General features: G+C 61.2%; 15 protein-coding genes. 11 read left to right on the top strand and 4 right to left on the bottom strand.

Annotated features, from left to right (window positions below; genetic code table 11):
- Positions 1-222: 222 nt before the first annotated feature.
- From ACE103_RS29850 to ACE103_RS29825, 6 genes are all read left to right on the top strand, one after another.
- On the top strand, positions 223-1,071 hold the full coding sequence (locus ACE103_RS29850; RefSeq protein WP_375775969.1) for a hypothetical protein: 849 nt from the start codon (positions 223-225) through the stop codon (positions 1,069-1,071).
- A 46-nt stretch (positions 1,072-1,117) separates the two neighbouring features.
- Positions 1,118-1,339, top strand: a complete 222-nt coding sequence (locus ACE103_RS29845) for a hypothetical protein (protein WP_375775968.1) — start codon at positions 1,118-1,120, stop codon at positions 1,337-1,339.
- Between the two features lie 7 nt (positions 1,340-1,346).
- On the top strand, positions 1,347-1,787 hold the full coding sequence (locus ACE103_RS29840) for a hypothetical protein (protein ID WP_375781210.1): 441 nt from the start codon (positions 1,347-1,349) through the stop codon (positions 1,785-1,787).
- A 105-nt stretch (positions 1,788-1,892) separates the two neighbouring features.
- Positions 1,893-2,711 carry a mechanosensitive ion channel family protein gene (locus ACE103_RS29835; protein WP_375775967.1) on the top strand — a complete coding sequence of 273 codons (819 nt, stop codon included), beginning with the start codon at positions 1,893-1,895 and terminating at the stop codon, positions 2,709-2,711.
- Positions 2,712-2,766: 55 nt separating this feature from the next.
- Entirely contained in the window at positions 2,767-3,261 is a 495-nt protein-coding gene (locus ACE103_RS29830) for a hypothetical protein (protein WP_375775966.1), read from the top strand.
- Between the two features lie 2 nt (positions 3,262-3,263).
- Entirely contained in the window at positions 3,264-4,349 is a 1,086-nt protein-coding gene (locus ACE103_RS29825; RefSeq protein WP_375775965.1) for a YihY/virulence factor BrkB family protein, read from the top strand.
- Positions 4,350-4,353: 4 nt separating this feature from the next.
- On the opposite strand, the gene ACE103_RS29820 is transcribed toward ACE103_RS29825, so the two are convergent.
- The 3 genes from ACE103_RS29820 to ACE103_RS29810 all read right to left on the bottom strand — a co-directional run bounded on the left by ACE103_RS29820 (position 4,354) and on the right by ACE103_RS29810 (position 10,340).
- Complete coding sequence (locus ACE103_RS29820; protein WP_375775964.1) at positions 4,354-6,282, bottom strand: AI-2E family transporter; 1,929 nt, start codon at positions 6,280-6,282, stop codon at positions 4,354-4,356.
- Positions 6,283-6,766: 484 nt separating this feature from the next.
- The gene (gene tkt, locus ACE103_RS29815; protein WP_375775963.1) at positions 6,767-8,815 is read right to left on the bottom strand and encodes a transketolase; all 2,049 of its coding nucleotides are present in this window, start codon (positions 8,813-8,815) and stop codon (positions 6,767-6,769) included.
- Positions 8,816-9,332: 517 nt separating this feature from the next.
- Positions 9,333-10,340 carry an alpha/beta fold hydrolase gene (locus tag ACE103_RS29810; RefSeq protein WP_375775962.1) on the bottom strand — a complete coding sequence of 336 codons (1,008 nt, stop codon included), beginning with the start codon at positions 10,338-10,340 and terminating at the stop codon, positions 9,333-9,335.
- A gap of 529 nt (positions 10,341-10,869) precedes the next feature.
- Between ACE103_RS29810 and ACE103_RS29805 the strand changes: the two genes are divergently transcribed.
- From ACE103_RS29805 to ACE103_RS29795, 3 genes are all read left to right on the top strand, one after another.
- Positions 10,870-11,196, top strand: coding sequence for a hypothetical protein (locus ACE103_RS29805; protein WP_375775961.1), 327 nt, complete (start codon positions 10,870-10,872; stop codon positions 11,194-11,196).
- A gap of 19 nt (positions 11,197-11,215) precedes the next feature.
- Positions 11,216-11,836, top strand: a complete 621-nt coding sequence (locus ACE103_RS29800) for a general stress protein (RefSeq protein ID WP_375775960.1) — start codon at positions 11,216-11,218, stop codon at positions 11,834-11,836.
- Positions 11,837-11,938: 102 nt separating this feature from the next.
- Positions 11,939-12,106, top strand: a complete 168-nt coding sequence (locus ACE103_RS29795) for a hypothetical protein (RefSeq protein WP_375775959.1) — start codon at positions 11,939-11,941, stop codon at positions 12,104-12,106.
- 252 nt (positions 12,107-12,358) lie between these two features.
- On the opposite strand, the gene ACE103_RS29790 is transcribed toward ACE103_RS29795, so the two are convergent.
- A complete protein-coding gene (locus ACE103_RS29790; protein ID WP_375775958.1) occupies positions 12,359-12,907 on the bottom strand; it encodes a hypothetical protein in 549 nt (182 codons plus the stop codon).
- Between the two features lie 602 nt (positions 12,908-13,509).
- Here ACE103_RS29790 and ACE103_RS29785 point away from each other — a divergent pair.
- Together ACE103_RS29785 and ACE103_RS29780 are read left to right on the top strand one after the other, a co-directional pair.
- Positions 13,510-13,746 (top strand): DUF6894 family protein, encoded by a 237-nt coding sequence (locus ACE103_RS29785; protein ID WP_375775957.1) that lies wholly within the window; start codon positions 13,510-13,512, stop codon positions 13,744-13,746.
- 230 nt (positions 13,747-13,976) lie between these two features.
- On the top strand, positions 13,977-14,675 hold the full coding sequence (locus tag ACE103_RS29780; protein ID WP_375775956.1) for a Crp/Fnr family transcriptional regulator: 699 nt from the start codon (positions 13,977-13,979) through the stop codon (positions 14,673-14,675).
- Positions 14,676-14,853 lie beyond the last annotated feature (178 nt).

The following is a 14,853-nucleotide window of genomic DNA, read 5'->3' as shown; positions in this document are numbered from 1 at the left end:
GCCTGGCGGCGGAGACGACGAGCGGGGTTTCGGCCTTTGAAGAGCTCTCACAGCCGATACGATCGCTCATTCCGCGAATGCCCTAGCTTAGGAACTTTGCCTTCTCGGCCAAATTGTCAGCTAAAGCGGAGGAGGCGTGCATGAACCAGTTGATCTATCTGGTCGGGCTAATTGTGGTCATTCTTGCGGTACTATCGTTCTTTGGATTGCGGTAGGTGCATCATGGACACCGGCCGAAGTGCTGCTGATGTCGTCGACGATAGGGGCGGCCTGCGACTGCAATGGAGTTCGATTTTTGCGGGCGCGCTCATGGCTTCGGCCCTGTCGCTGATCCTGCTCAGCTTCGGAGCAGCAGTTGGATTAGGTGTGAGTTCGAGTTCGCCATCATGGCGTGATGCATCGGCCGCACTCGCGCTGCTATCCGGGCTGTTCCTGATCCTTCAGGCTTTGGTGAGCTTTGGCGTCGGCGGCTACGTCGCTGGCCGCACGCAACGCGTAATCAACGCGACGCCGGTCGACGTGGTCGAAAGCAACGACGGACTTCATGGCCTGACCACCTGGGCTCTCGCAGTTATCGTGGGCGGGACAATCATCGCGTTGGTGGGCTTGTCGACCGCTCGCGCAGTGGTGCAGAGCCGGCCTGCTGCGACAGCCGCGGAGCCGTTGCTGAGCGCTGAAATCGACCGGATTTACCGATCGCCGCGGCGTCCGGCCAATCTCGACATCGGATATGAGCGGGCCGAGGCGGGCCGCATCCTGCTGACCAGCTCCGGCCATACCGGCGTCAGCACAGAGGATCGCAGCTATCTGATCCAGCAGGTGGCGGTCGCGACAGGTCTGCCTGCAGTCGAGGCCGAGAAACGCGTCGACAGCGTCATCGGTGATGCCAGAAGCGCCATCCAGCGGTCGCGGCGGAGCGCGGTAATCCTCGCATTTTCGGTCGCGGCGGCGCTGCTGCTCGGCGCGGTCGCAGCCTGGGCCGCAGCCTGTGCAGGCGGACGGCACCGCGACGGCGCGACCTTGCCGGAGTGGATGGGCGGCAGGCCAACGACCCCTGTGCCGGTGGTCTGATGAATGGTCTGATGCAACAGCCAATGTGCTACGATGGGAGACGATGATGGCAATGATCTTGGTCATGGACCACAGCGGCGACACAAGACAATCTTTCGATTGCGAGGATAGCGAACAACTGGCTTGGGCGAATGCGCGCTTCGCGGAGCTGACGTCGGACGGCTACACCGCCGTAGTGCGGAAATCCTCCGGCGAAGCGGTCGTCGTCCGCGCGCTGGATCCGACCGCCGAGGAAACATTGTTCTATCCCAGGCTGGTGGGCGGCTGACCCCGTGATCGGCCGTCTGCGCGCCGGGTTTCTGCTGTCCGTGCTGCAGCACACTGCCGGCACGCTGCGCGCCACGCTGGTCGCGATCCGGGACCGCTGGCAGGCTTATGAGCGAAAGGAGGCGCGTGGGCTGGCGCTGCTGTCCGCATGGCTCTCGCCGGAGCAGCGATCGCAATTTGAAAAGTACAATCGCTTCGAAGTCATCGGCTCGGAGTCCGGCAAACGTTATCGGATTTGCTACGGTACATCGACCAATGTCTATGAGATGGACGGCCGCGGCCGCGTTGTCCTCGGTTGGTGCTTCCGGCCTATCGGTTCGCTGGTGGCGGGCGACGTCATGCTTGCCCAAAAGATCGCATTGGAAACCGATGAGCGCGCGACGCTGACGGTGGCGCGGCCATTTCCGAGTTCCCTTCCGCCACGTGCGATACGTCCTTCATCCCGATAAATTATCGGACCGGTCGACCTGCTCGCTATCGGGAACGCCACTTTCCCTGGCGCGTTTGGCTTGCAGCTGGCGGCCCTGTTGGCCGCCTTCGCTGTAGGGGGACCTATGGCGCTCAATTTCGAAACTCTCAAGGCGACGCTGGTCCTCTATGGACTTAACGCGACCTTTGCCGTCCTGTTGCTGGTTCTTGGATGGTGCGCTTCAGCCATCGCTCAACGATTTGTCCTGCGCGTGCTCACGGCCACGCATCGTCTCGATGCCCTGGTCAGGGTGTTCCTCTCCAGCCTTGCGCGCTATGCGGTGCTCGACGTGGTCGGCATCGCCGTGCTGCAGCTTTTCGGCATTCAGACGGCGAGCCTGGTTGCGGTGCTCGGCGCTACGTCGCTCGCCATCGGGCTGGCCTTGCAAGGGACGTTGTCCAACCTGGCCGCTGGCGTGAAGCTACTGTTGTTCAGGCCGTTTCGGATCAACGACGACGTCGAGGTCGCTGGCAAGGCTGGTAAGGTGCAGACCTTATCGCTGTTCATGACCGAGCTGATCACATCCGACAACACCCAGATCCTGCTGCCCAATGGTTCGGTATGGGGCAGCGCCATCATCAATCACAGCACTTATCCCGGCACCGGTGAGGTGAAGGTGTCCTTCCCGGTCCGCGCGGGCGGGCCGATCGAGCGCATCGGCGAGCAGATTCTGAAGCATTTGCGCGAGGACTCGCGTATCGCGGCGCGACCCGCGCCCGAAGTGCACGTCTCGAAAGTGGTGGACATCTCCGATGCCGTGCGTCCGATCGTCGAACTGACGGTCAGTGCAAAGGCGAAGCCGGCCGATGCAGACGCCGTCAAGCATAGGCTCATGGACCTCGTCACCACAATGCTCACCGACACAGGCTCCGCGCGGCCGGAGCGGTCACGCGTCGCGGGGTAGGGAACGTCGATCACCCTGCCGGGTTGTCCGATGCCGACTAGCAGTGGACACCGCCATGCGCGCCGACGCCCGACCGTCACTCAGCCTGATCGCCCGGTCTTACCTCGCCGACTTACGACAATGGATCGGGCGTCTGGTGACCGGCTACGCGCTGGCATGCGGCTTCGTGCTCTTTGGCGCGGTGTCGCTTCTGGTGGCGATCAGCATCGGGGGCGCCGCAGCCTTCCATGCTCTCGAGCTGCGTTACGGCATTTGGATCGCGTATGCCGCGCTCGCGGGCATCTTTCTCCTTCTCGGGCTGCTGGGGCTGGGGACGGGCCGCGTGATGCTCGGGCGGCCAGCGCCGGCCGCTCCGCGGCCCAGCCGGCAAGTCGATATGCTCAAGCGTGCGATCGCAGTGCCCGTGGCGGCGCGCCTGATCGCCACCTCCCGAGCAGGGATAAACGCCGATCCCACGACTCAGGTACTGGCCGCCGCGGCGGTTGTGATGCTTGTCGGCTGGCTTGCCGCTTCGCGTTCCAACCGTCCGCGCGACGTCATTCAGGACTAGCGATGCCTCTGCGCTCGAATTGGCCGAACGACCTGATGCTCGCTGGCGCAACTGCGCTGGCGACCTTGGCGATCTATCGCCACGTATCACGATCTGAGACACGATCCGTCCTAGGGCGGGCCCCGGAACCCGAGCTCGCCGACGCGCAAGATCGTGGACGGCTGGCTCATACGCCGCTTCTGATTCCGGGCGCCGGCTGGAAAGACATTTTGCTGCGTACTTATAGGCAGATCGACGAGGACCGGCTGTTGGCGACCGCCGCCGGCGTCGTGTTCTACGGGTTGCTCGCGATCTTTCCGGCTATCACGGCGCTGGTCTCGAGTTATGGCCTGTTCGCCGATCCGTCTACGATCTCATCCAATCTGCAAAGCCTGGCGTTGCTGCTGCCGGAAGGTTCATTTGCGATCGTGCAGGATCAGATCGCCCGCGTGCTCGCGAAGGGGACCTCGACGCTCGGTTTTACCTTTGCTGTCGGCCTGCTGGTCGCGATCTGGAGCGCTAACGCTGGAATGAAGGCGATCTTCGATGCGCTCAACGTCGTCTATGAGGAGAGAGAAAAGCGCGGCTTCGTCAAACTTAACCTGATGTCCCTCTCTTTCACGATCGCAGCCCTCGTTTCGGTCATGTTGATGGTGGGAGCCGTAGTGGTCGTGCCGCTTCTGCTCCAGCAAGTCGGACTGGGCACACGGGCCGAACTCATCATCCGGTTCGGACGGTGGCCCATTCTGGTCCTCCTGCTCCTCGTCGCGCTCGCGGTGCTCTATCGATACGGTCCGAGCCGGAACACGCCGCGCTGGCAGTGGCTGAGCGTCGGCGCCGTCGCGGCGGCTATGCTGTGGTTAATCGGTTCGGCGCTGCTGTCCTGGTACCTCGCGAATTTCGGCGATTACAACGCGACCTACGGTTCGCTTGGCGCCGCCATCGGCCTGATGACCTGGATGTGGATGTCCGCCATTATCGTACTGTGCGGAGCCGAACTGAACTCCGAGATCGAGCATCAGGCCGCCATCGATTCGAGCGAGGGTCGCCGCGAGCCCCTGGGAGCGAGTGGCGCAATGATTGCCGATACGGTCGGCAAGTTTCCTTAGCACGCTATCCCGCAAAAAAACCCACCGGCTGGCCCCCGTCTGCCGCGCCCGTCGGGGCCGCAAGGTCAGCCCTTGCCTTCTGCTCCGCTGCATCGAGCGCGGTTGCGAAGGTCTTCGTCGTTGCAAACAGGCCGGGGACCTTGTCCAACTCTCCCGCCGCAGGCCCGAGAAGCAAGGCCATAACGGAGGCTGATTTTGTCCTTTTGGTCAACCTACGAACCGCATAGTGAAGCTTGGCGTTCGACGGTCGATCAGCATAGCAAATGCACACGAGCTCCGTCCCGGTGAGATCCAGCGAGAAGAACTTGGATACCGACATCGCATCGTATTGCTCAGCAAATGCGCCGTAGCCCCGACGCTTAAGTAGCTGCGCAAGAACGATCGCTGCCGCTTCATCGAGCTTGCTGAATCCCGGAATGCAAAGGATTGATCGCGGGGCGCGCCACATGCGACCAAGTCTTGTCTCATCCTTACCCGATTCGACGGCCTCGAGCGTTGCAAGGGGAAAGTTGGCGTTGGAGGAAGCTTGTTCGGCGACCAATGCGTCTTCGTGTCCTTCAAGGTCGTCAACCAATTCACGCACCGTATCCGTTATCCGATCGAGCCGTTCAGCATCAAGATGCCCGAGCCGATTGTCTGCTGCAGCCAGTCCGAGCCCGCCTGTCACCACGGAATCGTAGTATTCCTTGAGAGGGGCGGTCTTTAGGTATTCACGGGCTTGTTCGGCAGCCTCGATCGGGTCCCCGGCCAGCATGCGTTGATAGATCAGTTGCGACGGCGTCAACGCGGGCTGATCGCCCAGCATGATGTCGAGAAACTGCAACCGGTCGACATGACGACCGACGACCACGAGACAGATAGTAAGGGGCGTCGCGAGCACTAATCCGACAGGACCCCACAGCCAGGTCCAGAACGACGCCGCCACGATTATCGCGACCGGCGACAGGCCAGAGCTATGTCCGAAGATCACGGGTTCAAGAACTTGTCCCGCCAAAAGCTCCAGGATGACGAACAGGACCGCGGTCAGCAGCAGCATTTCCCAGTCGGATCCTGCCGCAGCTGCGAGAATAAGTGGAAAGACCGCCGAGATGAACGCGCCGACATATGGCACGAAGCGCAGGATCATGGCGACGAGTCCCCACAAAGGAGCCGAGGGCACGCCGATGAGCTGCAGGCCTACGCCGATCGCTACGCCGAAGGCGGCGTTGAACGCAATCTGCGTCAGGAAGAGCCGGCTTAGTCTCTCCCCAGCCTCGTCCAGCGCCGCGGTGGTCCGTTGGATGTCGTCCGACCCCGCCAGGCGGACGAAACGATTCCTTAGATCCTGACGCTGGAGCAAGATGAAGATCACGAAGACGACCACGATGCCAGTCGTCGTAAGCGGCGATACCAGAGGTGCGATTATGGCTACCAGCGTGTTCAAGGCGCCCGGATCCGGCTGCCTGACCTCGACAGGAATCGGTTTGCTGTCCGATGGCTGCTGAAGGACAGTGGTGCTCGGTGGGCTACTGGCTTTCGTATTCTGAAGCTCCGTCTTGAGATCATTCAGGACCTCTGATGCTCGCTGCAGCGTACCCGTGCCCCCGCCGGTTATTCCTCGCAAGGTTTCAATCTTGTTTCGAAGCGTCTGCTCATAGCCCGGCAGCGCTTCCGCAAGTCTGCTCGCTTGCGTGACCATCAGGCCCCCGAGGCTAAAGATGATCGCGAACCCGAAGACAACAACCGCAAACACGGCGACAACGCGCGGCAGCCTTAGCGACTGCAAACGACTGACGAAGGGGGCGAGCACGAAGCTAAGAAGGACAGCCAAGGCAACGGGAACGAAGATTTCGCGGCCAAAGTAGAGCCCCGCGACGATGAGCGCGGCCACACCCATATTGATCAAGGCCGTGCCCCGCGGCTGTGTCAGCTTGATCTGGGCTGGCGTTTCCATTTGTTGCTTCCGGCGCAGGCCAAAGCCGTGGTTCACCCTACGTGCGCTGTCTCTGGACTAGTTGGTTTTTCGGACATCAACTGACTTGAACCTCTCAGAACTCGCGATGTTCCGGCCGAACGGATAGAGGAAGCCGCGAATCCAGGCCGGCACCTGCGTCGCATACCTGCGGCAGTGGTCGAGATAAGCCATTTCTTGGCTGCCAATCAGCAAAACCCCGGAAGACCAGGAAGGAGCTTCCAATGTCGCAGTGCGTTTGCGTTTCAATTCCCTTTACCAACCTTTACAGGTGACGTCGTCCCAGTTTCGGTTCGGCGCGCTGGTCACGGTTAGCGAGCACTTGCGTTAGCCGCTCTGATCCACCACGCTGCGGATGTGTTTGGAGACGATCCCTTCTAGCTCCATACCGCAGGCAGCATCGAACAGCTGCAAATGTACTACACGAACCGCAGCTCTTGACTTCGTTATCGTCGGACGCATTCGATTACCGGGGCGCGGCGGCGGCCAGCGACTCTCGGGCGGCGCGCACGACCGCCTCGGCAGTAATGTCGAACTTCATATAGACGTCGTGGATCTTTCCGGAGGCGCCGAACGAGTGCATACCGACGAAACGGCCATCGAGGCCGGTGTAACGCTCCCATCCGAGCTCCACCGCGGCTTCGACCGCAACGCGCGCCCGTGTCCTGCCGAGCACCGCCTCCCTGTATGCTGCATCCTGTTGTTCGAACAGCAGGCGGCACGGCATGGAGACGACGGCGGTCGGAATCCCTTCGTTTTGAAGAAGTTCGCGCGCTTGAACGGCGAGATGAACTTCCGAGCCGGTGCCCAGGATGGTCAGCTTGCGGTCGCTTCCCGCGGCCTCCTTCAGAACGTAGCCGCCTCTGGCAGACTTGTTCTCGCTGCCGGGCTCGTGCCGCAGCAGGGGCATCGGCTGACGGGACAGGGCGAGCAGGGCGGTCTGGTGGGGCGTGCTCAGGATCGCCTCCCAGCATTCCGCGGTCTCGATGGGGTCGCCTGGTCGGTAGACCGCCAAATGTGGAATGGCGCGAAGCGCTGCCAGCTGTTCGACCGGCTGGTGGGTCGGACCGTCCTCGCCAAGGCCGATGGAGTCGTGCGTCATGACGAAGATCGTCCGGATACGCATCAGGGCGGCGAGGCGGATCGAGGGACGGCAGTAGTCCGAAAAGCAGAGGAACGTGCCGCCATATGGGATCAGGCCACCATGAAGCGCGATGCCGTTCATGGCGGCGGCCATGCCGTGTTCACGGACGCCATAATGCACGTACGTGCCGCCGTACTCGCCGGGCTCGATCTCGACCATGGACTGGGCCTTGGTGACGTTCGAGGTCGTGAGATCCGCCGAGCCTCCCAGCAATTCGGGTATCATCGGTGCCAGATGGTTAAGAACGGCGCCGCTTGCGGCGCGCGTTGCCACGTCTTTGCCGCTGACGATGAATTCGGCGCGGGCCAGTGCAATCGCCTTCGGCCAGTCGACTGGCAGCTTACCGTCGTTGCGGCGCTCGAACTCCACGCGCAGTTCAGCCGGAGCGGCCTTGACCCGATCAGCCCACGCCATGCGTGCTTTGCGGCCCTGGGCACCGATCTCGCGCCACTCGCGTAGCAGCGGTTCGGGGATCACGAAAGGCGGCGAATCCCATCCCAGGATATTGCGCGCGCCGGCGATCTCCTCTTCGCCCGGAGCGTCGCTGTGTGCTTTTTCGGTTCCTGCAATCGTCGGGAAGCCGAAACCGATGATGGTCTTGCAAGCGATCAAGGATGGCTTGTCGGTGACGGCGCGGGCGGCGGTGATGGCCTCGTGGATCGCGTCGGTGTCATGCCCGTCGATCTCCTGGACATGCCAGCCGGATGCGTGAAAACGTTGTATCTCGGTGTCGGAAACCGCCAGGCGGGTAGGGCCGTCGATCGTGATCGAATTGTTGTCCCAGAACGCGATCAGGCGGCCGAGCTTGTAATGGCCCGCCATCGAGATCGCTTCCTCGCTGACACCCTCCATCAGGCAGCCGTCGCCCATGAAAACGTAGGTGAAATGGCTGCAGAGGTCGTCGCCGAACTTGGCGTTCAGGACGCGCTCGGCGAGCGCGAATCCGACCGAGTTACCTATGCCCTGGCCTAGGGGGCCGGTAGTCGTCTCGATGCCGTCGGCGTGGTTGTACTCGGGATGACCCGCGGTCTTACTGTCGATCTGCCGGAAGCGCTTCAACTCATCCAGGGTCATGTCCTGGTAACCGGTCAGATACAGCAGGCTGTACAGCAGCATGGAGGCATGGCCGTTCGAGAGCACGAACCGGTCCCGATCGAACCAGTGGGGGTCGCCCGCGTCAAATTGCATGAAGTCCCTAAACAGGACTGTTGCGATGTCGGCCATTCCCATGGGGGCGCCGGGGTGGCCGCTCTTGGCGTGCTGAACGGCGTCCATGGAGAGAAATCGGATGCAATCGGCCATGTCACGCAAGTGCTGGTCGCGGGGCTTTGGAACGGACTTGGCGGCCGGTTTGGGCGCTGCGTCAGCCATGTGTTGGCCTCGTGTTCGAAGAGGGTCGAGGTATCCTTTGACAGAGTCAAAGGCACAGGACTCGGAATCGTTCCGCCAGTGCTTTCACGGTCGCTATTTTGTTGAAGAGGGCATGACATATCGACAGCGTGATCTCGTGGCACGCCGGAAAGATGAAGAAAAGCTCGCTCTGCAGCGGAGCCAAGCGCGGGCAAGCCGACAGTCGACGAGTACAAGACGCGCTTCACGCGCCGGAAGGCCGTTTCCTCGCCGGCGGCCTGGCTCGCCTGCGTTTTTTGGGTGAGGCGATCCCCGCGAAGAGAAGACTGGCCATTTTGTGGCAACCCGGCAAAGCGATTAGAAGTCATGACCCTGACCGTGTTCACCTCCTGCGGGGAGGGCGCGGAAGGAGACTGTGGCCTAAAGCCTGTACAACAGCCGGAAACAGCCTCACCTATAGAGGATTGCTACTCCCGGTCCGCGAAGTTCCGGTAAAGGCCTTACACCACTCGCGCCGTGATCAGTTCTTAGAACATTTTCAATGCAGCGTTTCCGCCGCGGCTTCGTCGACCGCTGCCATCAGGTCGGCCGTATCCGACTGCTGGATCATATGGCCGGCTCTCGGGAGGCGGTGCATCTTACTGTGCTTGATCTCGTCATGCAGCCTGCCGGACTGCTCGTCGATGTCGATGATGCGATCGTCCTCACCTGCCAGGATGACGACTGGCATGGCCAATTCACCGTAAGTCTTCGCGGACAGGATCGCCGCGGGGACCATCAGCGCAGCTTCGGCGGCGCTGGCGCGAAGTTGCGATGGACGCACGGCCAATGATTTCGGAAAGCGGTCGAATTTATGCGGGACGGATTTGGGTCCGAAAAGCTGCCGAAGCATCGCGGGCCACATCAGGCGGCTGAGGATCGGCGAGATTGTGTGACTAAGGATATCGCCGAATCCGGGTATCGCCGGCCCGGCCATCGCCATGATCGCGTCGGGGCGCGCCGTCGGGAAATAGTATCCCAAGGCCAGTATTAGCGCTTCGACCATCGAAGGGTGCTTGCTTGCCAAGGCAACTGCAACGGAAGCGCCCCAGGAATGTCCGAGCACGATCGCCTTGTCGACGCCCAGGTATGCAAGCGCGTCCCTGAAGAGATCGGCCTGGGCCGCGGGGGTCCATACGACATTGCGGGGTCTCAAGCTGTGGCCGAAGCCCGGGCGATCAAATACGATTACGCGGTAGTGCCTGGCGGCAAGATCGATGAGGCCACTTGTTTCAAAATCCTGGATCATGCTGCCGTTGCCATGAAGCAGGACCAGTGGCCGGCCGGACCCGCGCTCGACATAGTGCAGTCGGACACCATCGATTTCGATGAAGCGTCCTTGCGGCGGATGATCGCGTTGGGCCTTGTCGGCAAGTCGTTGATTGACGACCGCAGCGGCAACCATCAAGCCGACCGCCGCGACAGCGGCGGACGCCACCGGATATTCCCTCAGAGCACGAACGGCGCTGACCGCCAGCGATGGAGAACGTTTTTTCAGTAGGCGCATGTCACACTTTCGCTGGACGAAGCCAGCTGCTGGAGACGGGTTGCTCGCGGATCGGGCGTCCCGGTCCGATTGGCTCTTGATGACTCTGGCTTCGTCGCGAAACAATGTTGGGATCAATTTCGCTATCGACAATCTTCGGCCATCGAAGACGGCTCCCGCAGCGCCGTGCCGGTGATGTCATGCAGACGCAACAGGGGGTGCAACGATAGGTTCCTAACATCCGGTAGGGAATTCGACGCGGCGGTTTCTTTGCTTCCTGTTCGCCCAGTAACGGTCAGACCGATCCTTTAGAAGCCGAGATCGAATGCAATTGACCGGGAAGAGCGGATCGCTGCGACTTCGCGCAAAGCGCGTCGAGGAGCTCGGTCCCAGCGTCTTGATGCGACTGGCCGTGAGCGGGTCACTTGCAGCTCGTGCTATGGCGGGCACGCGACTGATACTTCCGGACCTTGGATCGCAAGCCTTACGGCAGCAGAGGAACTAAAGCTCCAACGGCGGCTTGGCTCACTCCTCAGACCTTGGAGAAAATATGAAACGCCCGTTGCTCTTCGTTTGCATTTCCTTATTGGCTGTTGTCGCGGCATGGCCGGCTTCGGCGCAGAATCCGCCGGCGCAGTCCGGACCAAACAACAACGCAGTCAACAGTGTCGGTCAAAACAACTCCGACGCTCCCGTCGCGGGTCACAACAGTTTCACCGAAGGCCAAGCCAAGTCGAAGATCGAGGATGCCGGCTTCGCCAACGTCACAGAGCTGAAGAAGGACGACAACGGCGTCTGGCGCGGCCAAGCCAGTAAAGGCGGATCGGCCATTGCGGTCAGCGTCGACTTTCAAGGCAACGTCAATTCGGCCAAGTAACAAGTAACAAGGATACAAAATGACCGTTACAATTTCTCGCCTTTACGACCAATACAATGACGCCCAGCAGGCTGTTCGACGGCTCGAGGCTGCGGGCGTGCCGCATTCGGACATCAGCATCGTTGCCAACAATTCGGACAGCTGGTTCAGTTCCGACAAGAAGGTGGATCGTGACCGCGGTGGTGTTGACGATCGCGCCGAAGGTGCCGGCAAGGGCGCCGGCATCGGTGCGGGGTTGGGTGGCGCCGTCGGCCTACTTGCCGGTCTCGGCTTGCTGGCTATCCCTGGCCTTGGGCCCGTTGTCGCAGCAGGCTGGCTGGCCGCGACTGCGGTTGGTGCTGCCGCGGGAGCTGCTACGGGCGGAATTGTCGGAGCGCTCACGGAAGCCGGCGTTTCGAGAGAGGACGCTGGCACCTACGCGGAAGGGGTTCGTCGCGGAGGTACGCTCGTATCGGCGCGCGTAGCGGCCCCGGAGCAGTCTCGACTTGAAACAATTCTCGACGAGTCGTCCGTCAACATGCGTGATCGTAGTGCGGCTTGGCAGAAGGCCGGCTGGAAATCATTCGATCCGGCCAGCCAGCCTTTTGGCGCAGAAGAGATTCGCGAGGAGCGGCGGCGTTACGGTGGGGCAATTCGCTAAGAGAGCAATGCGGCGGCTTGCAACGAAAGCAAGCCGCTGCATTCGCGGCCCGCGTTGCGAAGCCGGATGAACACCCTTAATCATAACGAAGGATCGCTTCATATGACGGACGAAAGTAACAAAAACCCCGATGAGAAGCAGGCCGGTGAAAATCCGGATGGCAAGTATCACTTCAATCCCGGTAACATGGCAGGGAAGAAGCCTGGAGATAAGGAGCAGACAGGGGAGAACCGAGGCGAACCAAAAGCCAAGGAAAGGCCCGCCGGTTAGTCCAGGGTTGATCCGGATGGTTCTCACAACCCAGCTGGATATCGTCGCAGGTAATGCCGCGGTCATAGGTCCTCCCGCACGCCGCGAAAGAACGGGTGCCGCTCGATCTCGGCCAGCACCTCCGGCTCGACCCTTGTGGGCGACGGGCTTCGTGTAGGGGCTGTGTCTTACGGATAAGCGGCGTCAGGCGCTTCCGGAGATCGGTCGCCGCGGCCTTATCGAAGCCTTGATCGACCTTGCCGGCGGCGATCGTCAAGGTCTCGCGTGCTGGGCGCAGGCTTTCTTGACCCGGTCGCGGCTGCGCGCGCCAGTCGGATACACGCTGTCCCTGACCTTCGACACGACGCCTTTGAGGCTCAACTTGCAGGCGTGGGCGAACATCTCCGCGCCGTCGACTTCGAAGCTCTCGCTGAACTGGATGTTTGTGCCTGCGATAAGGTTCTTCAGGGCAGCCTTTCGTCCGAACAACGGCGCAGGTCGCGCCCGTTGAGCAACAGAAGATCGAAGGCGACCAACACGATCTTGGTCGAACTGCCGCAAAGTTCGTTCTGCAAAAACCGAGAAGTCTGTAGCGCCACTTGCTGAGGGTACCACAACTTCGCCATTGATGATCGCTGACGCTGCCGAAATGTGCCAGGCGTCGTTGGCGATTTTCTTGAAGCGCTTCGACCAGTCGTGGCCACGGCGGGTGTAGATCTTCACCTCTTCATGGGCGAGGTGGATCTGGACGCGATAGACATCGAATTTGATCTCGTGTACCCAGCGTTCGCCGTTGGGCACCCTGTCGATCGGCGAAGCCAATGCCGGCGCAATAAAGCCCGGAAACAGCGCCTTGATGCCGATCGCCGCCGGCTTTTTGCGCTGGAACGGGATGGTTAGACCAGACGCAGCGTCAGCTGTCGCCGATCTCCGCTGGCATCGACGAAGGCCTGTAAGTGCGATGGAACGTCAGTCAGCTGCAGATCGCAGCGGCGTTGGATCTCCCGCGCGATGTCCTCCGAGACATCGTCTGACCAGCGCTCCGCTGTGTTGAAAGCAGCCACCCGGATGGGATTTGAGTACTCGCCGGCGAGCATCTCCTGGATGACGGTCTCAAGGTCCGCGGCCTCAAGGTCCGCTTCTCGCCAGGCGCGTCCGATGGGGCCAAAGTCGTCGGCAACGAGGTAAACAGTCTAATCGTCGCTGGGAACGATCGACGGTGTCCAATTTGACCCACGCATAAATCAACTCCACGCAACAGAATTGGATTCAAGCAAACGCCCACAAATTCGTTCCCGGTCAAGCTGGTCGTTAGGAACGCGGCAGATGCGCGGGCGTTAGCCTTGGTCGTTCTCCGGATAGCGGCATTGGTGGTCGAGCCTGGCTCTTAGCCGCCAATAGGCGTAGCCAGGGGAGAACACCAGATGCCGCTGTATTTCTTCCATGTCTATCATGACGGCCCCAGCCGCGACGAGGTTGGGGAGGAGCTTCCGGATCACCACACCGCCTGGAAAGAAGCCACGGCGATGGCCGGGGAGACGCTGAAAGATCTCGACGGTGCGCTGAAGCCGGGACACGACTGGAGCCTGGAAGTCACCGACGCCTCGGCAAAGGTACTCTTCAGCCTTGTAGTTTCTGCTGAAGACGGCGCGCACAAGTAGCGGGATAGAGCTCAGAGCCGGATACCGGAATCTCGTCGTTAGACGGCGAGGGAGCTTTCTGCCGCGGACACTTGGCCAAACGGTTATGCACAGCGCGTACCATAAGACGGATATCGGACAGACAAGGGCGACCTGTGCTTATTAGATGGGATGTTCCCGCCTGGCACGTGCTCTCGGAGCGTGCTCCCACTTTGCGGACATCGGCCCGACCGACCGGGCGGGATACCGCAGTGCCACAGTCAAAAGCAGCCGGACAGTCGAACAGCTTGCTGTCGTCGCTCTCACGTGACCAGCTCGCTTTGCTCACGCCCTACATGACGACGGAGCATCTGGAGCAGGGAAACGTTCTCTGCGAAGCCGGCGACGAGACAGAGGCTGTGTATTTCCCGCACAGCGGGATGCTCTCACTGCTTGCCGTTTTGAAAGATGGTAGGGCGATCGAGACAGCAATGGTAGGTCGTGAAGGGGCCGTCGGGGCAATGGCGGGACTTGGTCTTTACATCTCGCAAGTGCGGGTCGTGGTGCAACTGCATGCCGAGGTCTCAAAAATTCCGGCTAGTCGTTTTCGGAAGGCAGCAGCGCAAAGCGACGTTCTCCGCAGTCTCTGCATGAGCTGTAACGAGGTTTTGTTGTCGCAGGCGAGAATTACGGCGGCCTGCAATGCCGTGCACGTCATCGAGTCGCGGTTTTGCCGTTGGCTGCTTCAGACGGCGGACCGAGCGGGGAGTGACCCAATAAGTCTGACGCAGCAGTTCCTGGCGGAGATGCTCGGCGTGCGTCGCACGTCTGTGACCGAAGTAGCGAGGAAGGTGCAAGCCACGGGCGCGATCGAATACTCGCGCGGATCAATCAAAATCCTGGACCGTCCTCTGCTGGAACGTCAGTCATGTGAATGCTATGCGACGTTGCTCGAGCAGGAAGCGCCTTAGCCCTGATCGAACCGTCCGTGCCGCTCAAGCATCCCGTCGCGGGCTCGCGTCGACACCGAGTTGATCCGTCAAGGATTGTCCTGATGTTGTCAGCGCCTCGATCTCTCGAAGGTTGTCGAGCAGGGCATCACGTCTCGGGTTGCGTGGCGAGCTCAAGACATCGATCCGAGCCCTTCGC

The sequence above is a fragment of the Bradyrhizobium sp. ma5 genome (assembly GCF_042258955.1).
Lineage (GTDB): Bacteria > Pseudomonadota > Alphaproteobacteria > Rhizobiales > Xanthobacteraceae > Bradyrhizobium.
The sequence above is the reverse complement of the archived record's forward strand: the minus strand, read 5'-3'. Positions and strand labels throughout refer to the sequence as shown.